The organism is Ruegeria sp. CDSC021 (genome assembly GCF_059610845.1).
On the sequence record NZ_JBXWOK010000001.1, the window covers coordinates 673,882 to 693,487 of the forward strand.

Below are 19,606 nucleotides of genomic sequence, written 5' to 3' on the forward strand. Positions count from 1 at the left end.
GCCTCCTGCGCAACGAAATTTCTGCGCAAGCAAACATAACTTGGCTATGGGTGCAAGTAGTTGCGTCGCGTTTCTAAGGGCTTAATGGCCCATGATCATGCCTTCCAATGCGTCTTTTTCCATTGCCAGTTCGGAAAGCTGTGCTTTGACAACGTCGCCTAGGGTAACAATGCCAACGAGGTTACCGTCCTCAACAACCGGCATATGGCGAAAGCGCCCTTCGGTCATCCGCGACATTATATCCTGGACAGTATCCTGTTGCGTCGCTGTCACCAGCTCGCGGGTCATATAAGCGCTTACGGGTTTTGATAGGCATCCGCTGCCGCTTGCGGCCAGTTCGCGCACAATGTCACGTTCTGATAAGATGCCTGATGCGGTCTTACCGCCATCTTCTGATACAACCACCGTTCCGATGCGCTTTTCTGCAAGGATTCCTGCAACCTCTGAAACTGTGCGCGAAGGAGCAACTGTCACCACGCCTCCGGTGGCTTTGGATTTCAGAATGGCCTGAACAAGCATTGACGTAACCTCCGAAATAACTTCGTGTTTTCCAAAGCGTTGCCGGAATGAAATAGCCTGTCAAGGTGAAGCTTCAGCCTCAAGCCGCTCAACTTCATCGCGAATCCCTTGGGACAGGGCCTGCGCGAACCGATTCAGCCGCTCGTTTCGTTGGTCACCTTGATGTCGAACCAGATGAAAACTGCGTGTCAAACTCACTTGATCAACCAGTATTTTCTTCAACTTCGGGTGAAATGGCAGTGTGAAATCATGCGCAATGCAGATCCCTGATCCCTGCGAAACCTGCCGCAGTTGGACAGAGACCGAATTCGAAGCCAGCGCGACTCGGTCAACACCCAGATCGACCAGATAGTCCAGTTCGCGGTCGAATATCATATCAGGTATGTATCCGATCATACGATGCCCCCCTAACGTGCTGATGGAATGAACTGCAGGGTGATCGGCAAGGTATTCCTGCGTTGCGACAAGATGAAGTTTGTAATCGGTAATTTTCTGTACAAGCAGTTTTCCAGCGGTCGGTGCACTAACGGTCACGGCCATATCGGCTTCACGGCGGGAAAGGTTGATGACGCGCGGCAAGGCCAGAATTTGTATGTCCAGATTGGGATTGGCGTCACAAATCTTGCCACACACCTGCGGCAACAAGTAGTTCGCACACCCGTCCGGTGCGCCGATCCGGATTTGCCCGCTCAACCTCTCAGATGGTTCTGCCATGGCGCCTGCTGCAGCGCGCATCGCCTCTTCGGCTTTTAGACCGTGGTCCATCAAACGCTCACCAGCTGAGGTCAGCACATATCCCTGCTGCGATTTGGTGAACAGCGGCGCATCCAGAGACGCTTCCAACCGCGCAACACGGCGTCCGACCGTAGCCGGGTCAATCCGAAGTAATCGTCCCGCCGCCGAAAGGCTTTCTTCGCGGGCTACGGCCAGAAAGACCCTCATATCATCCCAATTAGGTGTCACGCTTCACCTTTGCAATTTTGCAAAACACCTTTGGGACATTGCCTCTGTTCAAGCCATTTATGCAAGCCTATTCTGCGCGCAGACCTTCGGAGGAATTCGCAATGAACGAACTGTCCCATTTCATCAACGGTGAGAATGTCGCCGGCACGTCCGGCCGATATGATGACGTGTTCAACCCCGCTACCGGCGAGGTACAGTACAAATGCCCGATGGCAAGTGCTGCCGAGACCACAGCAGCCATTGCTAGCGCTGCAGCCGCACAACCGGCCTGGGGTGCAACGAACCCGCAAAAACGCGGGCGCGTGATGATGGCGATGGTTCACCTGATGAACCGCGACATGGACAAGCTGGCCGAAGCGCTGAGCCGCGAGCACGGCAAGACGATCCCTGACGCGAAAGGCGATCTGCAGCGCGGTCTAGAAGTGATCGAATACTGCATCGGTGCTCCGCAGATGTTGAAAGGCGAATTCACCGACAGTGCGGGCCCAGGCATCGACATGTATTCTATGCGCCAGCCTTTAGGGGTCGTGGCCTCGATCATGCCGTTCAACTTCCCGGCCATGATGCCTCTGTGGCATGTGGGCCCTGCCCTGGCCTGTGGCAACGCTGTTGTTCTGAAACCGTCCGAGCGCGATCCTTCAGTACCTTTGATGCTGGCGGAACTTTTCGTTGAGGCAGGTTTGCCCAAAGGTGTGTTCCAAGTGGTCAATGGCGACAAAGAGGCCGTGGACACCCTGTTGGACAGCGAGATCATTCAGGGCGTTTCCTTTGTGGGCTCGACCCCTATCGCGCAGTACATCTATTCGCGCGCCACGGCCAACGGCAAACGCGCGCAGTGTTTCGGCGGCGCCAAGAACCACATGATCGTCATGCCCGACGCCGATCTTGACCAGGCAGCAGATGCCCTGGTTGGCGCCGGTTTCGGCGCGGCTGGCGAACGCTGCATGGCCGTATCGGTTGCCGTCCCGGTCGGAGAGGATACCGCCGACGCGCTGATCGAAAAGCTTATTCCTCGTATCGAGAAACTGAAGGTCGGCCCCTACACTGCCGGCGATGATGTTGACATGGGACCGGTCGTGACCGGTGCTGCCAAAGAGCGCATTTTGGGACTGATCAGCTCGGGCGTTGAACAGGGTGCCAAACTGGTTGTTGATAATCGCGACTTTAGCCTGCAGGGCTATGAAGACGGCTTCTTCGTCGGCCCTCACCTGTTTGACCACGTGACGCCCGACATGGACATCTATAAGCAAGAGATCTTTGGTCCGGTTTTGTCGACCGTCCGCGCAGGATCGTACGAAGAAGCGATTGGCTTGGCTATGGACCACGAATACGGCAATGGCACGGCGATCTTCACCCGCGATGGAGATACCGCGCGTGACTTTGCCAGCCGGATCAATATCGGCATGGTCGGTATCAACGTTCCGATCCCGGTTCCGTTGGCCTATCACACCTTTGGCGGTTGGAAGAAATCCATGTTCGGTGACCTGAACCAGCATGGTGCGGATAGCTTCAAATTCTATACACGCACAAAAACGGTCACCGCGCGTTGGCCTTCAGGCATCAAAGAAGGCGGCGAGTTCAACTTCAAAGCCATGGACTGATCCAAACGAAAGCTGTGGATCCACAGAGCCCGGCCACCACTGGCCGGGCTTTTTCAATACACGGCCAAGTTTCGCTTGTGATGTTCGCTTCACAATAAATTCACTCAACACTCCCTAGGAAATCTGATCAGAAAAACATAAGTTACACGCAGTTCCGCGCGAGCAGTTCCTGAACCGGAGGCCAATTTGTCAGATCCCCGCATGACCCGTCGCTCTGCATTGTTAGGTGCAGCGTCTCTGTTGATGACACCTGCACTGGTGCGCGCACAAAGCAGCGCCGATGCTTTCCCACTCGACGAAGAAGCGATCAGCACACAGCTAGCTGTGCGGCGGAATGTCTCCTCATTCTCGCACCAAAATTGGCAGGATCACTTCGATCAGTTAGGTGTCGGCTGCCTGCTGGCAGATATCACAAGCCGCGCTGTACACTATTGGGGGGCTGACGGGACGTACAAACTGTACCCCAGCTCAGTCCCTATGAGCGAAGAACTCACAAGGCGTGGTTATACCGAAGTAGTACGCAAGCGCGAAAACCCAAGCTGGACCCCGACCGCCTCAATGCGCGAGCGCGACCCGAACCTGCCCATCCGAATTGAAGGTGGCGAGTCCGGAAATCCGCTGGGTACGCGGGCGATGTATCTGGGCTGGCCAGCATATCTGGTGCACGGCACGCACGATACACGCAAGATTGGACGCCAAAGTTCTTCTGGATGTATTGGCCTTTATAATCAGCATGTTGAAGAGTTATATCCGCTGGTTCAGGTTGGCACCAAGGTCAGATTGGTCTGACAGAATGCCCCGGCCATAACGGCCGGGGTTTTTGCTTGATCACGGTGGTTGCCAATTATTCCGGCAGGATCACCGCATCGACGACGTGGATCACGCCATTGCTGGCCTCGATATCGGCCTGCACAACCTTGGCGCCATTCACTTTGACGCCGTTTTTACCATTCACACTCAGGCGATCACCCTGCACGGTCAGAACTTTGGTGCGCTTGCCAGCGATGTCCCCAGACATGACTTTGGCCGGAACCACATGGTAAGTCAGGATTGCGACCAGTTGGTCTTTGTTCTCGGGCAGTAGCAGCGTTTCCACCGTCCCTTCGGGCAGTGCGGCAAAGGCCTCATCCGTGGGGGCAAAAACGGTGAACGGACCGTCCCCTTTCAGCGTATCGACCAGACCCGCCGCTTGAACCGCTGCAACCAGTGTGGTGAATGATCCAGCAGATACGGCGGTATCCACGATATCGGCGGCCTTCGCTTGTACCGGCAATGTAAGTGCGATTGCGGCGGCGGCGCTCAGGAAAGTACGGCGAAACATATTTGAGATCTCCTATCCAGGTTGTTATGGAAAGGGGTACGGGCGTTTCGCTGCACCGGATCAATTTGGTGTCAGATTTATTTGACCTGAACCCAAATACTTTGCGCGCGCCCATCTTTCAAAAACGGCAGCGCCTCGACCGCATCCTGGCGATCCTGTTGCAAGAAGTATCCAGGCCAAAGCATTGAATATGCACTAGATTGCAACAATGCATGCAACATATATTGCTCGCCCCATCCCGGGCAGTCATAGAAGAACCGCTTGGGGTATTCGTAGGGTAGAAAAACATCGTGCACATGGATCACAACGCCTGGTTTTAAGGCCGGTATGATGCGACAGAACAGATGCGCGACATCATTGCTCATCCGGACAACATGGCTGGAATCGATGAACAGGATGTCACCCGCTTCAAGCTGTTCGAAGAGGGCTGGATCGACCTCTTCCAACCGTTTCTGTTCGAATTGATCAACAACATGCGCGATGTCCGCGCGCGGATAAGGATCAATCGCGGTGATTTGCGTCTGCAGCCCGCCATCCAATACAGCCTGCCGTGTCACGCGCGTTGAATTACCGCAGCCAACCTCAATCACCCGCTTGGGTTTGAAACGTCGGACCATAAGATACAACGCATCCGCATCTGGGCTGTCATAATACCCGTTGCCGATCCTATACCCGGTTTGATTGCGGGACGGATCTTTCAATGCAGCCAAAGCGGCGGCATGTTCACCATATTCGGCTACCAGCTGCGAGATGTCGAAATCGGCCATTCCCGGTGACAACGAATAAGCCGGACGGGTCAGCCCGCCTGCCCTTTCGAACGCCTCCAGCCGGGCGCGCTCGTCCCGTTCCGTGACTTTGTCAATCAGCCTGACACCAAATCGGTCGAGAACGGCATTCAGCCGGGGGAATTTCCTGGGTTTCACACAAAGGCTCCGGGGTTCTTCTGAACTTTGACCCGTTCCTTACCGTTGCTAGCCCGATGACCGCAAGGACTCTGCCGGTAAACACTTGGCAAAAAGCGTATTTCCGTATTCACTGTTTCGCATAAAGCTAGAAAGAGGGCCGCCATGCAGCAGGAATACACGCTGGGCATTGAGGAAGAGTATCTTCTGGTCGACCGCGACAGCCTTGAACTTGCCCAAGCACCCGCTGCCCTGATGGAAGCCTGCCAGGCCGATTTTCAGGGCCAGGTCAGCCCTGAGTTTCTGCAGTGCCAGATCGAGGTTGGCACCCGCCCCCATGCGACGATCCGCACGGCCCGAGAAGATTTGAAACGCCTGAGGGCGGGTGTGGCGGATCGGTCCGCCGAATACAATCTGGCCCCGATTGCTGTGTCCTGCCACCCCTTTGCGGACTGGAAGAAACAGCACCACACGCGCCGAGAGCGCTATGACGCCTTGCAGCATGCCCTGGGCGGTGTCGCGCGACGGATGCTGATCTGCGGGATGCATGTGCATGTCGGTGTTGAAGAACCATCCTTGCGGGCCGACCTGATGCCGCAGCTTTCCTATTTCCTGCCGCATCTGTTGGCGCTCTCCACATCCTCGCCCTATTGGAACGGAGAGGATACCGGCCTGTCTTCCTATCGTCTGACCGTGTTCGACAACCTGCCCCGCACCGGATTACCACCGGTCCTGGCAAGTTGGTCGGAATATGAACGTACGACAGGCATTCTGGTCGAACTTGGCGTGATCGAGGATACCTCGAAAATCTGGTGGGATTTACGACCTTCTCATCGCTTTCCAACGCTCGAAACCCGCATAATGGACGTGCAGCCTAGGTTGGAGCACACGTTGTCACTGGCTGCAATGGTACAGGCGCTGGTCCGAATGTTGTGCCGTCTGAAAGACCGCAACTTGCGTTGGCGGCAATATGACAGGTTCCTGATTGGTGAAAACCGGTGGCGGGCGCAGCGTTACGGTGTCGGCGAAGGCATGATTGATTTCGGGGATCGATCCATCAAACCCATGCCGGAACTTATGGGTGAACTGATGGGGATGCTGGCCGAAGATGCCGAAGCACTGGGCACCATGACTGAACTTGCCCGGCTACAGCAAATCGCACAAAATGGCACATCTGCCACGCGGCAACGACGTGTTCACGCCGAAGCGACGGCCAAAGGTGCGGATGCAGGCAAGGCTGTGGTTCAGCATCTGATCGAAGAATTCCATCAGGATTTATGACCTGCCTCAAAGTATGATCTAATCGTTTTCGCAATATCCCTGTCAGGAATTGCTGGGCGTGCAAAATTTCTGTAAGAATCAGGAAATAAACACTCGTTCAATTCATCCGGCGACGTGGGAGGAAACCAATGGATTTTGCACCAACCGAAGAGCAAACTTCTATCTTCGATATGGCCTATGAGTTCGGGCAGGAGCATATTGCACCCTTCGCCCGGCAATGGGAGGCAGATGGCACTATTCCCAAAGACCTTTGGCCCCGTGTAGGGGAGCTTGGCTTTGGCGGTCTCTATGTGTCCGAAGATAGTGGCGGTTCCGGTCTTAGTAGGCTGGATGCGACGATGGTGTTCGAGGCCCTTTCGATGGCTTGCCCTTCAGTCGCGGCCTTCCTGACGATCCACAATATGTGCGCCAAGATGTTGGACACATTTGCCGCGGATGAGCTGAAATCGCGGATCATGCCGGATATTCTTAACCTGAACACAGTCCTCAGCTACTGCCTGACCGAACCCGGATCAGGCTCGGACGCAGCCGCGCTGAAAACTCGCGCCGAACGCACGAACGAAGGTTATACGCTGAACGGAACAAAAGCCTTCATCTCGGGCGGCGGATACTCAGATGCTTATGTCTGTATGGTGCGCACCGGACAGGATGGTCCTAAAGGGATTTCAACCCTGTATGTCGAAGATGGCACTCCAGGTCTTAGCTTTGGCGCACTTGAACAAAAGATGGGCTGGAAAAGCCAACCAACGGCGCAGGTTCAGTTTGACGACTGCAAAGTTCCGGCGGGCAATCTGGTGGGTACAGAAGGTGACGGATTCAAATATGCGATGATGGGCTTGGATGGCGGTCGCTTGAATATTGCCTCATGTTCCTTGGGGGCGGCACAAGCCGGTCTGAACATGACGCTTCAGTATATGTCCGAGCGTCAGGCATTCGGGAAGTCGATTGATCAGTTTCAAGCGCTGCAGTTCAGGCTTGCGGATATGGAAATAGAATTGCAGGCGGCCCGGACGTTCTTGCGTCAGGCAGCCTGGAAACTTGACACGGGCGCACCGGACGCCACCAAGTTCTGTGCAATGGCCAAGAAATTCGTGACTGAAACCGGATCAAAAGTGGTCGACCAATGCCTGCAACTGCACGGCGGTTATGGGTATCTCGCCGATTACGGTATCGAAAAGCTTGTCCGCGACTTGCGCGTTCATCAAATTCTGGAAGGCACAAACGAGATCATGCGCGTCATTGTTTCTCGTCAGATGCTTGCCCAACGCTGAGACCCCGATGTCAGAAATTGAAATTCACACTACAGGCCGCGCTGGACGCATCACTCTGACACGCCCCAAAGCTTTGAACGCGCTGAGTTATGACATGTGTATGGCGATAGATACGGCCATGCGCAACTGGCGCGAGGACGAGTCAGTTGACCTGATCATACTGGACGCCGTTGGCGATAAAGCATTTTGCGCCGGGGGAGATATCGCAGAGCTTTATGATACCGGGTGCAAAGGCGACTTTGCCTATGGGCAGACTTTCTGGCGCGATGAATACAGGCTGAATGCACTGATTTTCGAATACCCCAAGCCCGTGGTCAGTTTCCTACAAGGGTTTACTATGGGTGGCGGCGTCGGAATTGGGTGCCATGGAAGCCACCGCATAGTCGGTGAAACATCTCAGATTGCCCTGCCCGAGTGCTCTATCGGTTTGGTGCCGGATGTTGGTGGCTCTCTGATGCTCGCGCTGGCTCCGGGTCGGCTAGGAGAATACTTGGGCACAACAGGTCACCGAATGGGCCCTGCGGACGCCATTTATGCGGGCTTTGCCGACCATTTTATCCCCATTGAAGAATGGCCCGGCCTGATCGAGCTGCTCGAAGCTTCCGGGAGCACAGACCTGTTGGTGGAGCATTCCCAGACACCACCCACAGGTAACCTTGAAAAGGTCCAGGCGGAAATCGACGTGCTTTTCAATGGCGAGGGGTTGAACGACATCCTCAACGCGTTGCGCTTCTCCGAAACCCCGTTCTCTGACGCGGCGCAAAAGTTGATGGGCCGCAACTCTCCACTATCGGTGGCTTGTACCATTGAAATGATTCATCGGCTTAAGGCGCTGGATCTGTCGATCCGAAAAGCCCTGGAGATGGAATACCGCTTTACGGCGCGCGCCATGGAACACGGAGACTTTCTAGAAGGTATCCGCGCGCAGATCATAGACAAGGATCGCTCTCCAAATTGGCGTCACCATGGCAAACCTGTTCCCGCCGTGGATATTTCCGCAATGCTGCGGCCCCTGGGCAGCGTCGCCCTGACATTCGAGGAGGATTAAAGAATGAAAATCGGGTTTATCGGCCTTGGAAACATGGGCAATCCAATGGCAGTCAATCTTGCCAATGCCGGGCATGAAGTCGCTGGGTTTGATATGGCCGAGGTGTCGGTTTCCGGTGTTACTTTGACTGGGTCAGGGGCCGACGCTGCAAAAGACGCAGACATCGTCATCACCATGCTTCCGAATGGCCAGATACTTCGATCCGTCGCAAATGAGATCATTCCAGCGATGAATGAAGGGGCCGTCTGGGTCGATTGTTCGACAGTGGATGTCGACAGCGCCCGAGCTGTTGCCGATATGGCATTGGCTGCGGGAGTTTTGGCCGTCGACGCACCCGTCTCGGGCGGTATCGGAGGTGCCTCGGCTGGGACGCTGACATTCATGGCAGGTGGAAGCGCCGAGGCATTCGAAAAAGCCCGGCCCTTGTTCGACATCATGGGGCAAAAGGCAGTGCATTGCGGAGACGCGGGCGCGGGTCAGGCGGCCAAGATCTGCAACAACATGATTTTGGGCGTCACCATGATTGCAACCTGCGAGGCCTTCGCGCTGGCCGACAAGTTGGGGCTAGACCGGCAGAAAATGTTCGACGTTGTCAGCACCTCCTCGGGCTATAGCTGGACGATGAACGCATACTGCCCTGCCCCAGGCATCGGCCCGCAAAGCCCGGCCGACAATGGTTATCAACCCGGCTTTGCCGCCGAACTGATGTTGAAGGACTTGCGTCTCAGTCAGCAGGCGGCGGAAAGCTCGGATGCCGACACCCCAATGGGGATGATGGCGACCGAGCTGTATCAGCAATTCGTCGAAAGCGAAGATGGGCTGGGGCTGGACTTCTCGGCCATGCTTCCGCGATTTGAAAAGCGCGGTCGGAACTAGGATGCCCTTGGGCGGCTTCCTGCCCATAGGGTTGACCCCTTTCCTGCCGATGTCCATCTAATGGAGAGGTTCAGCATCGATTCTTGGGGCTACGATGACGCATAATTTGGTCAAAGCGCTTACTGTTCTTGCTCTGGTCGTGACCCCGTTGGCGGCCATGGCCGGTAACGGGAAGGGAAACGGCAAGAACAAGAATAGCAATAAGGTCATCCGCATTGCGCCTCAGGGCGGTATTGTTGCAACTGGAAACGCTGGCCACTGCCCGCCGGGTCTGGCCAAGAAAAACGTACCGTGTGTCCCTCCGGGACAGGCCAAAAAGCTGTACAGAAATGGCGAGTTTATCAATGGCGACTATCGCTGGATTGATGATCCGTTTCGGTATGGCCTGAATAGGGGAAGCTATGTCCGCGCAGGCGACTACGTGTATCGTGTCGACCCGGATACACGCAAAGTTCTGAACCTGATCGGCGCGGTTGCAGACATCCTGAACTGACAAGCGCGGCCTGAATTCAAGCGGGCGAAAACCAACCTCAGTCGATTTGAGAAAGTAAGCAGGCTCGGGCATTTTCCGGCCTGTTTTAAAATTTTGACGCGATCTAACATCATCATAAACCTCACTATTTCGAGGTTTTATTATGAATACTGAAAACGTGCTATTTGAGTCCCGCGGCCGATGGAACGTACCGATACATTTCATCCTAAGCCTTATTTTTCTGGTTTTGATCGTTGTCGGATTTAACGCCGATCCGGTCAACCTGCCCTATGCGCTCGCCTTCGTGGCGATTTAGTTGATTTCGATTCTCCTGCACGAGTTGGGCCACGCATGGGGCTGTCTTGCGCAAGGTGTGCCAGTCAATCGAGTCGTCCTTTATGGGGGCGGCGGATTCTGCGAACATCGCCGGTCAACCTCGGCATATGAAGACGAATTGATTGTGGCCATGGGGCCGATTGTGAACCTGACCCTGTGGACCGTGTGTTCATTGCTGGAACCGTTTCCAACTCGCCCGAAATTGGCTGGGTTCTGGTGGTGACGGCAGAGCTAAACCTGTGGCTGGCGCTGTTTAACATGCTGCCCCTGATACCGCTGGATGGGGGGCGTCTGCTCTTTGCTTTGCTCACGCGCATTATGTCGGCGAACTCAGCCGCGCGTGTTTCCGGGTTTACTGGGCTGGTTGGCGTTCTGCTATGGATCCCGATGATGATTTTTGCCTATGTCAGCTTCGGCTTCGTGTTCCTGTTCTTTCCGCCAATACTGCGCCACTGGCAGACGCTGCGATACGCCAGATATTGAAGTTGCCGCGACGGAGGTTATTCCGCCGCGACCCGCTCGGGGTTCAGCAACTGTTTCAAATACCTGCCCGTATGGCTGCGTTCCACAACAACAACATCTTCGGGCGTTCCCGTGGCGACAATTTCACCACCACCATCACCGCCTTCGGGTCCGATATCAATGATGTGGTCGGCCGTTTTGACAACATCCAGATTGTGTTCGATCACAACAACCGTGTTACCCTGATCAACCAATTCATGCAGCACTTCCAACAGCTTGCGGACGTCTTCGAAATGAAGACCGGTCGTCGGCTCATCCAGAATGTAAAGCGTCCGACCAGTTGAGCGTTTGGAGAGTTCTTTTGACAGCTTCACCCGCTGCGCTTCACCGCCCGACAGGGTCGTCGCCTGTTGCCCGACCTTGATATACCCCAGACCGACCCGCGCCAGCGCGTCCATCTTATCGCGGATCGACGGCACGGCTTTGAAGAACTCTTGTGCATCTTCCACTGTCATATCAAGGACATCCGCGATGGACTTGCCTTTGAATTTGATCTCAAGGGTTTCCCGATTGTACCGCGCGCCTTTGCAGGTTTCGCAGGTTACATAGACATCGGGCAGAAAGTGCATTTCGATCTTGATGACGCCGTCGCCCTGACAAGCCTCGCACCGACCGCCTTTGACGTTAAAGCTGAACCGGCCAGGCTTGTACCCGCGCGCCTTGGACTCGGGCAGACCGGCGAACCAGTCACGGATCGGCGTGAACGCCCCCGTATACGTGGCCGGGTTCGAGCGTGGTGTACGCCCGATGGGCCGCTGGTCGATGTCGATCACCTTATCCAGATGCTCGAGCCCCTTGATCGTCTCGCACGGCGCGGGTGTCTGCCGCGCGCCGTTCAGCCGCATGGAGGCTGTCTTGAATAGGGTTTCAATCGTCAGGGTCGATTTGCCACCGCCGGATACGCCGGTCACACAGACGAACTTGCCCAGAGGAAAATCAGCGGTCACTTTCTTCAGATTGTTCCCGGTGGCCTTAACCACAGTCACTTTCTTTTTGTTCCCCTTCCGCCGCTCGGACGGCACCGGAATTTCGCGTGTGCCTGACAGGTATTGGCCGGTGATCGAGGCTGCATCGGTCGCGATCTCGGACGGGGTACCCTGGCTGACGACCTGTCCGCCATGCACGCCTGCGCCCGGTCCGATGTCAAAGACATAGTCGGCTTCGCGGATGGCTTCCTCGTCATGTTCTACGACGATGACCGTGTTCCCCTGATCCCTCAGGTTTTTGAGAGTACCCAGCAAGCGGTCATTGTCGCGCTGATGCAACCCGATCGAAGGTTCGTCCAGTACATACAAAACCCCGGTCAGACCCGAACCGATCTGGCTGGCCAGACGGATACGCTGACTTTCCCCGCCCGAAAGCGTTCCACTTGAACGTGACAACGTAAGGTATTCCAAACCAACGTTATTTAGGAACCCAAGCCGCTCACGAATCTCCTTGAGTATCACCCGCGCGATTTCATTTTTCTGAGCACTCAGATGGTTTGGTGCATCCTCAACCCACGCCAGCGCCTCGCGGATCGACATCTGCACAACCTGCCCGACATGCAATCCGGCGATCTTGACGGCCAGCGCCTCGGCCCGCAGTCGATAGCCTTCGCAACTGCCGCAGGACCGGTTGTTTTGGTAGCGTTCGAATTCTTCGCGTATCCAGGCGCTGTCAGTCTCGCGATAGCGGCGCTCCATATTCGGGATAACGCCTTCGAAACTGCGGGTTACCTGATATACCCGGCCACCCTCGTCATAGCGGAACTGGATTTCTTCCTCGCCCGATCCGCGCAGAAACACCTGCTGCACCTTGGCGGGCAGATCTTTCCACGGCGTATTCTTGTCGAACTCATAATGTCGCGCGATGGCTTCGATAGTCTGCAGGAAATAGGGCGACTTGCCCTTGCGCCAGGGCGCCAAGGCGCCGTCATACAGTTTCAGCGTCTGATCCGGCACTACGAGGCGTTCGTCAAAGAACAGCTCGACCCCCAGCCCGTCACAGGCCTGACAGGCCCCGAAGGGCGCATTAAAGGAAAATAGGCGCGGTTCGATCTCGGGGATGGTGAAGCCACTGACAGGACAGGCGAAATTTTCACTGAAGGTGATCCGCTCCGGGTCGCCTTCAGGCGGTGCGGTTTCCAAAATCGCAATGCCATCGGCCAAATCAAGCGCTGTGCGCAGGCTGTCCGCCAGCCGCGTTTCCATACCCTCGCGCACGACCAACCGGTCGACCACAACGTCGATGTCATGGCGGAATTTCTTGTCCAGTGTCGGCGGCTCGTCCAGCTCGTGAAACGCGCCATCAACCTTGACGCGCTGAAAGCCCTGTTTGCGCAGTTCCAGGAACTCTTTTTTGTACTCGCCCTTCCGGTCTCGCACGATCGGGGCAAGCAGATACCCGCGCGTGCCCTCCTCCATCGTCATGATCCGGTCGACCATATCCTGCACCTGCTGGGCTTCGATCGGCTTGCCCGTGGCAGGGCTGAACGGTGTACCAGCGCGGGCAAACAGCAGACGCAGATAGTCGTAAATCTCGGTCACGGTTCCCACGGTAGACCGTGGGTTCTTTGAGGTCGTCTTCTGTTCGATGGAAATAGCCGGAGATAGACCACTGATATGGTCCACATCTGGCTTTTCCATCATATCCAGAAATTGCCGGGCATAGGCCGACAGGCTTTCGACATACCGGCGCTGCCCTTCCGCATAGATCGTGTCAAAGGCAAGCGACGACTTGCCCGAGCCTGACAGACCAGTGATGACCACAAGCTGGTCACGCGGAATATCCACGTCAATGCCTTTGAGGTTATGTTCGCGCGCGCCGCGCACCTCGATATTCTTCAGCTCAGCCATGTTTGGCCCCCAACACATAAGTGTCCTAGAGATAAGCGAGCCACACTGAGTCTCCAACAGAAAAGTTAGAACAAAATGTGAACGAGAGAGATGTTGCCGCCACCTACTGACAACAAAACCAATAGAGTCACCCGGTAAACGGTATGATTTCTGAAAACTAGTGGAAAATGGCGCGGTTGACGGGGCTCGAACCCGCGACCCCCGGCGTGACAGGCCGGTACTCTAACCAGCTGAGCTACAACCGCGCATCTATTTCGTGGCCTTTACCCTGGACCAAGGATGGCAGCGATGGCGCGGTTGACGGGGCTCGAACCCGCGACCCCCGGCGTGACAGGCCGGTACTCTAACCAACTGAGCTACAACCGCCCGCTGCCCGTTCGTTGCTGAACGTTGGGGTGTATTATGGCCACGCCCGGACATCGTCAAGCGGCGAATTGAAGTTTTTTCTCAGAACGTAATTTTTGTTAGAGATGTTTTCTCGTCACACGACGAATGGCCAAACAGAAACCAGCCGATAATTCACGACCCACTGCCTTTGGCCAGACAAAAATATTCTGAAACCTTGAGCAGCACATCACCTGGCATGGGTCCGCTAGATCCAGATCTTAGGACAGCCCCCAAGCTCATCCCCAAGCTCATCCCCAAGCTTATTCTGGCATAAACCCAAAGCGAACAGTCATATCAAATTGCTGGCAGAGAGTTACTCAAAGCTTGCCGCGTTCTGCCTCATTTCAACCACAAATGGTCTGCAAGACGATTACAAACACCTCTGCCAAAAGAGACTTCATACGCTCGGTTGATCCTCGGGCCAAAACGTTGGAAATTTCTGATGCCAAAGGAAGAATTACCGATTCTAGAACCGGTCAAAATATACGGCGCTAATTTTGTATTCCGGAAAAACCGGGAACAAACGGCGTGTTAGACAAGGAAGAAATTTAAGATGTCAGTTGCCAGCACAACTTCTCCGGGTGCAAATGTTACCGGTCATGTTTATGTAGACAGCCTGATTTGGGGCACGTCTTGGGACACCAGCGCCGGAGGCGTCAGTGCTCCGGGCACAATCACATACTCCTTCGATGATGGATCGTTAGGTCGCCGTGGCTTTGCCTCCTACATGAAGGAAGCAATCCGCAAAGCATTTGCAATTATCGAAACGATCATTCCGATCGAGTTCAACGAAGTCGGCTTTCTGACACCAGCAGGCGAGATTAATGACGTTAACATCACCTACGCTTTGCTGACCCAAAACGATCTTGGCGGACCCGGATCTCTTGGTGTCCATCAAGTTCCGGGTGACGACCCCCTGCTGCAGGATTCTGGCATCGACGCCCTGTTCGGCATCTTTGCCTATGATACGCCTCTGTTTAGCAAAGAGGCGCTACGCAAAGGCGGTGAAGGCTTCGCGACAATCATTCACGAGATTCTTCACGGCCTTGGTCTAGCCCACCCACATGATGAAGGCGGCAGCTCGACAATTTTTCCGGGGGTTACGCAGCCCTTCGACGACTACGGGACAGATGGGCAGAACCAGGGTGTTTATACCATCATGTCCTACAACTCGGGCTATCCCGAAGTTGTTCCTCTGAAGACATATAAGGCTGGCGGCACGGCCTCGCCCATGGCCCTTGATATAGCTGCGCTGCAGGCGATCTACGGAACGACGGACCACAACACCGACGACAGCGTCTATAAAATCAAAGGCAAGAATGGCGCCGGAACATTCTGGACATCCATCTGGGATACAGATGGGATCGATACAATTTCGGCAAAGGGTGTTGATCGTAGCGTCACGATCAACCTCAATGACGCGGATCTTGATGGCAGCGATGCAGGTGGCACTCCTTCCCATGCCAAAGGCGTAACCGGTGGATTTACGATCGCAAATGGGGTCGTCATTGAGAATGCGCAGGGCGGCAACAAGGGCGACATCATCGTCGGGAATGAAGTTGATAACCGGTTGGAAGGATTTGGCGGTAGCGATGTTATTTCTGCTGGCGAGGGTAATGACATTGTTCTTGGGGGTGGCGGCAATGACACCCTGACCGGAGGTCTTGGAAACGACGAACTGTACGGCCACAAGGGCACGGACAACTTTGTGGCCGAGGACAGCGACGGCGACGATATTATTGACGGCGGAGAGGGCCTGGATTGGTTGCGTTATATCGGCACAAGCGCCGTAACCGTTGATTTGTCTGACACCAATTCACAGGCAACCGGATACGGAACCGATACCATTACGGGTGTCGAAAACGTCGATGGGTCCGAGCAAAATGACGACATTACAGGTACGGACGGTCGAAACATCCTGCAGGGTAATGGAGGGTCTGACCGCCTGGACGGGGGCCTTGGCAAAGATACCCTGAATGGTGGCGCAGGCAGCGATACTTTGATCGGTGGTGCCGGAAGGGACACCATGACCGGCGGCGAAGGGGCCGATGAGTTTGTGTTCACGTCAACAACCGAAAGTTCGCGCAAAGCAAAATATGCCGACCGGATTACCGATTTCACTCAGGGTGAAGACAAGATCGACCTAAGTGCGATCGACGCAAGCACCGTAATTGACGGCGATGATTCATTTGTCTTCAACGGTACAACACCGGCCCAGACGTCGGACGAAGGCGAAATCTATTACGTCAAGAAAAACAACGCAGGCACCAAGAACGACTTCACACTTGTTCTTGTGGATACTGACGGCGACAAAAATCCTGAGATGGTTATCAAGATCTCTGGCTTGCACGATCTGACCCAGGACGATTTCATTCTTTGACATCAAAAAGTGAAAGGGCGGCCCCACAAGGCCGCCCGTTTATGGGCACCTCGACTGGGCATTTGCGGGGTAATCCCCGGGGCCCAAAAGGCGCAAAGACCTCTTGCGGCTTTGCTGAACTCCTTATAAGACCCCTGCTCACGGGTGATTAGCTCAGTGGTAGAGCGCTTCGTTCACATCGAAGATGTCAGGAGTTCAAATCTCTTATCACCCACCATTTCTCTACTCTGCGATCCGATATGCAAAGCCAGTAATTGGTTGACTATTTGGTCTGACCAAAGAAAAAGGGCGAGGTGCTAACCCCGCCCCTAATTGCCATATTCTGACCTTTAGTGCGCCCTGGCGGACGGGGACGTGTTCTCAGCCGTTTTGGCTGCAGCCGCGGCGGCCTCTTCTGCGGCTTCGTCCCATTCGACAGGTTCAGGATCCCGAACCAGAGCGTGTTTCAGAACTTCCGAAACATGCGTGACCGGGATGATTTTCAGCCCTTCCTTCACGTTGTCAGGAATTTCGGCCAGGTCTTTCTCATTCTCTTCCGGAATCAGAACAGTCTTGATCCCGCCGCGCAGAGCCGCCAGCAGCTTTTCCTTCAAACCACCGATGGGCATCGCATTGCCGCGCAGGGAAACCTCTCCTGTCATGGCAATATCCTTGTGCACCGGGATACCCGTCAGAACCGATACGATTGAGGTCACCATTGCCAAACCGGCCGAAGGACCATCCTTGGGCGTTGCCCCGTCCGGTACGTGGACGTGGATGTCCAGGTTGTCGAATTTGGGCGGCTTCACCCCGATCTTAGGTGAGATTGACCGCACATAAGATGAGGCTGCATCGATGGATTCCTTCATCACATCGCCCAGCTTACCCGTGGTCTTCATCCGCCCCTTACCGGGCAGTTTCAGCGCCTCGATATGCAGCAGATCGCCGCCAACGGAGGTCCAGGCCAGACCGGTTACAACCCCAACCTGATCGTGCTGTTCAGCCAAACCATAGCGGAACTTGGGCACGCCCAAGAATTCATCCAGATTGTCCGGCGTCACCGTGACCGACTCCGCCTCTTTCTTGATGATCTTGGTCAGCGACTTCCGCGCCACCTTGGCGATTTCGCGTTCAAGGTTCCGCACGCCAGCTTCTCGGGTGTAGGTGCGGATAATCGATTGCAGCGCCTCATCGGATAGTTCGAACTCTTTGGCTTTCAGACCGTGGTTCTTGATCTGCTTACCGATCAGGTGCTGCTTGGCGATCTCGCTCTTTTCATCTTCGGTATAGCCCGCCAGAGGTATGATCTCCATCCGGTCGAGCAAAGGCCCGGGCATGTTATAGCTGTTGGAGGTGGTCAGGAACATCACGTTGGATAGGTCATATTCAACCTCAAGGTAGTGATCCATGAACGTGCTGTTCTGTTCCGGGTCCAACACTTCCAGCATGGCCGAGGCCGGATCGCCACGGAAATCCTGACCCATCTTGTCGATCTCGTCGAGCAGGATGAGCGGGTTTGTGGTCTTCGCCTTTTTCAGCGCCTGGATGATCTTACCAGGCATCGAACCGATATAGGTCCGACGGTGGCCACGGATCTCGGACTCGTCACGCACACCGCCCAGCGAGATGCGAATGAATTCGCGCCCCGTCGCACGTGCAACCGACTTACCAAGCGAGGTTTTACCCACACCCGGAGGGCCAACAAGGCACATAATCGGGCCCTTCAGCTTCTTCGACCGCTGCTGAACAGCCAGATATTCGACGATCCGTTCCTTGACCTTCTCAAGCCCATAGTGATCGTCGTCCAGAATTTCCTGCGCGCGGCCCAGATCTTTTTTAACGCGGGACTTGGTGCCCCAAGGCAGAGCCAAAATCCAGTCGAGGTAATTGCGCACGACAGTAGCTTCAGCCGACATCGGGCTCATGTTGCGCAGCTTCTTCAGCTCGCCCTCTGCTTTTTCGCGCGCCTCTTTCGACAGTTTGGTTTCGGCGATTTTCTCTTCCAGCTCAGCCACTTCATTCGAGCCGTCATCGCCATCGCCAAGTTCCTTCTGAATGGCCTTCATCTGCTCATTCAGATAATATTCACGCTGTGTCTTCTCCATCTGGGTTTTGACGCGGGTCTTGATCTTTTTCTCGACCTGCAGAACCGACATCTCGCCCTGCATCAGGCCGTAGACCTTTTCAAGCCGTTCGCTGACCGACAGTGTTTCCAGCAGTTCCTGCTTTTGCTCGACCTCGATACCAAGATGCCCCGACACAAGGTCGGCCAACTTGGCGGGTTCGGCGGTTTCGCCAACAGCGGTCAGTGCTTCTTCGGGAATGTTCTTGCGGACTTTGGCATAGCGCTCGAACTCGTCGGCAACGGTGCGAAGCAACGCTTGTGTAGTGGTCACATCACCCGGAATCTCGGTCAGATATTCTGCACGAGCCTCAAAAAACTCTTCGTTATCAAGGTATTCTGTAATCTGTACGCGCGCTTGCCCCTCGACCAGAACTTTCACGGTTCCATCTGGAAGCTTCAGCAGCTGCAGCACATTTGCCAGCACGCCCGAGCGATAGATTCCGTCGATTTCCGGATCGTCATCACCTGGATCAATCTGGCTAGACAGCAGAATTTGCTTATCGTCTTGCATCACTTCCTCAAGTGCGCGGACAGACCTTTCCCGACCCACGAACAAAGGCACGATCATATGAGGAAAAACCACAATGTCGCGCAGCGGAAGTACTGGGTATGAGGAATTCAGGGGCTCTTGCATGCTCAATCCTTATCTTTGGCAAGACGGCACTGGTCCCTCATCTAGGCAACCCCCGGCCGTCTCCTGTCTGGAAGGTAAAGGTGGTGCGCCAAGCGTCCTATTTCAACCTTACCTGTAGTGGACCTAACAATGACCGGAAGGTTGCGCCTCCG

The 19,606-nt window shown here is 55.1% G+C and carries 16 protein-coding genes and 3 tRNA genes; 11 read left to right on the plus strand and 8 right to left on the minus strand.

All coding sequences use genetic code 11. From position 1 onward, the window contains the following. Positions 1–81: 81 nt before the first annotated feature. Both AC2FGB_RS03400 and AC2FGB_RS03405 read right to left on the minus strand, forming a co-directional pair. Positions 82–519, minus strand: a complete 438-nt coding sequence (locus AC2FGB_RS03400) for a CBS domain-containing protein (protein ID WP_142634023.1) — start codon at positions 517–519, stop codon at positions 82–84. 60 nt (positions 520–579) lie between these two features. Beyond that, complete coding sequence (locus tag AC2FGB_RS03405; RefSeq protein ID WP_281972156.1) at positions 580–1,482, minus strand: LysR family transcriptional regulator; 903 nt, start codon at positions 1,480–1,482, stop codon at positions 580–582. A 101-nt stretch (positions 1,483–1,583) separates the two neighbouring features. Here AC2FGB_RS03405 and AC2FGB_RS03410 point away from each other — a divergent pair, with 101 nt between their 5' ends. After that, positions 1,584–3,083 carry a CoA-acylating methylmalonate-semialdehyde dehydrogenase gene (locus AC2FGB_RS03410; protein ID WP_281972157.1) on the plus strand — a complete coding sequence of 500 codons (1,500 nt, stop codon included), beginning with the start codon at positions 1,584–1,586 and terminating at the stop codon, positions 3,081–3,083. Between the two features lie 201 nt (positions 3,084–3,284). Then, positions 3,285–3,872: a L,D-transpeptidase gene (locus tag AC2FGB_RS03415; RefSeq protein ID WP_271946907.1), complete on the plus strand. Its 588-nt coding sequence runs from the start codon at positions 3,285–3,287 to the stop codon at positions 3,870–3,872. 55 nt (positions 3,873–3,927) lie between these two features. Here the strand turns inward: AC2FGB_RS03415 and AC2FGB_RS03420 are convergent, their stop codons facing one another. Both AC2FGB_RS03420 and AC2FGB_RS03425 read right to left on the minus strand, forming a co-directional pair. Beyond that, positions 3,928–4,404 carry a fasciclin domain-containing protein gene (locus AC2FGB_RS03420; protein WP_142634031.1) on the minus strand — a complete coding sequence of 159 codons (477 nt, stop codon included), beginning with the start codon at positions 4,402–4,404 and terminating at the stop codon, positions 3,928–3,930. Between the two features lie 77 nt (positions 4,405–4,481). Further along, the gene (locus AC2FGB_RS03425; RefSeq protein ID WP_496693212.1) at positions 4,482–5,327 is read right to left on the minus strand and encodes a class I SAM-dependent methyltransferase; all 846 of its coding nucleotides are present in this window, start codon (positions 5,325–5,327) and stop codon (positions 4,482–4,484) included. A 144-nt stretch (positions 5,328–5,471) separates the two neighbouring features. Here AC2FGB_RS03425 and AC2FGB_RS03430 point away from each other — a divergent pair, with 144 nt between their 5' ends. The 7 genes from AC2FGB_RS03430 (at position 5,472) to AC2FGB_RS03460 (ending at position 11,073) form a co-directional block, all read left to right on the plus strand. Then, positions 5,472–6,587, plus strand: a complete 1,116-nt coding sequence (locus AC2FGB_RS03430; protein ID WP_496693213.1) for a carboxylate-amine ligase — start codon at positions 5,472–5,474, stop codon at positions 6,585–6,587. Positions 6,588–6,715: 128 nt separating this feature from the next. After that, positions 6,716–7,858, plus strand: a complete 1,143-nt coding sequence (locus AC2FGB_RS03435; RefSeq protein ID WP_496693214.1) for an acyl-CoA dehydrogenase family protein — start codon at positions 6,716–6,718, stop codon at positions 7,856–7,858. Between the two features lie 7 nt (positions 7,859–7,865). Continuing rightward, positions 7,866–8,906 (plus strand): enoyl-CoA hydratase/isomerase family protein, encoded by a 1,041-nt coding sequence (locus AC2FGB_RS03440; protein ID WP_496693215.1) that lies wholly within the window; start codon positions 7,866–7,868, stop codon positions 8,904–8,906. Between the two features lie 3 nt (positions 8,907–8,909). Further along, a complete protein-coding gene (gene mmsB, locus AC2FGB_RS03445) occupies positions 8,910–9,782 on the plus strand; it encodes a 3-hydroxyisobutyrate dehydrogenase (RefSeq protein WP_496679606.1) in 873 nt (290 codons plus the stop codon). 94 nt (positions 9,783–9,876) lie between these two features. After that, entirely contained in the window at positions 9,877–10,275 is a 399-nt protein-coding gene (locus tag AC2FGB_RS03450) for a hypothetical protein (RefSeq protein ID WP_496693216.1), read from the plus strand. A gap of 352 nt (positions 10,276–10,627) precedes the next feature. Further along, entirely contained in the window at positions 10,628–10,813 is a 186-nt protein-coding gene (locus tag AC2FGB_RS03455; RefSeq protein ID WP_496693334.1) for a hypothetical protein, read from the plus strand. Further along, complete coding sequence (locus AC2FGB_RS03460; RefSeq protein ID WP_496693217.1) at positions 10,747–11,073, plus strand: site-2 protease family protein; 327 nt, start codon at positions 10,747–10,749, stop codon at positions 11,071–11,073. Before AC2FGB_RS03455 ends, AC2FGB_RS03460 begins: the two co-directional genes overlap by 67 nt. A gap of 17 nt (positions 11,074–11,090) precedes the next feature. Here the strand turns inward: AC2FGB_RS03460 and uvrA are convergent, their stop codons facing one another. From uvrA to AC2FGB_RS03475, 3 genes are all read right to left on the minus strand, one after another. Further along, on the minus strand, positions 11,091–13,949 hold the full coding sequence (uvrA, locus tag AC2FGB_RS03465; protein ID WP_496693218.1) for an excinuclease ABC subunit UvrA: 2,859 nt from the start codon (positions 13,947–13,949) through the stop codon (positions 11,091–11,093). A gap of 168 nt (positions 13,950–14,117) precedes the next feature. Next, positions 14,118–14,194 (minus strand) — tRNA-Asp (locus tag AC2FGB_RS03470). 44 nt (positions 14,195–14,238) lie between these two features. Beyond that, positions 14,239–14,315, minus strand: a tRNA-Asp gene (locus AC2FGB_RS03475). Between the two features lie 574 nt (positions 14,316–14,889). On the opposite strand from AC2FGB_RS03475, the gene AC2FGB_RS03480 reads away from it, so the two are divergent. Next, positions 14,890–16,716, plus strand: a complete 1,827-nt coding sequence (locus AC2FGB_RS03480; protein ID WP_496693219.1) for a M10 family metallopeptidase C-terminal domain-containing protein — start codon at positions 14,890–14,892, stop codon at positions 16,714–16,716. Between the two features lie 142 nt (positions 16,717–16,858). Then, positions 16,859–16,933: transfer RNA gene (locus tag AC2FGB_RS03485), tRNA-Val, on the plus strand. 112 nt (positions 16,934–17,045) lie between these two features. On the opposite strand, the gene lon is transcribed toward AC2FGB_RS03485, so the two are convergent. Continuing rightward, entirely contained in the window at positions 17,046–19,454 is a 2,409-nt protein-coding gene (lon, locus tag AC2FGB_RS03490; protein ID WP_142634051.1) for an endopeptidase La, read from the minus strand. Positions 19,455–19,606 lie beyond the last annotated feature (152 nt).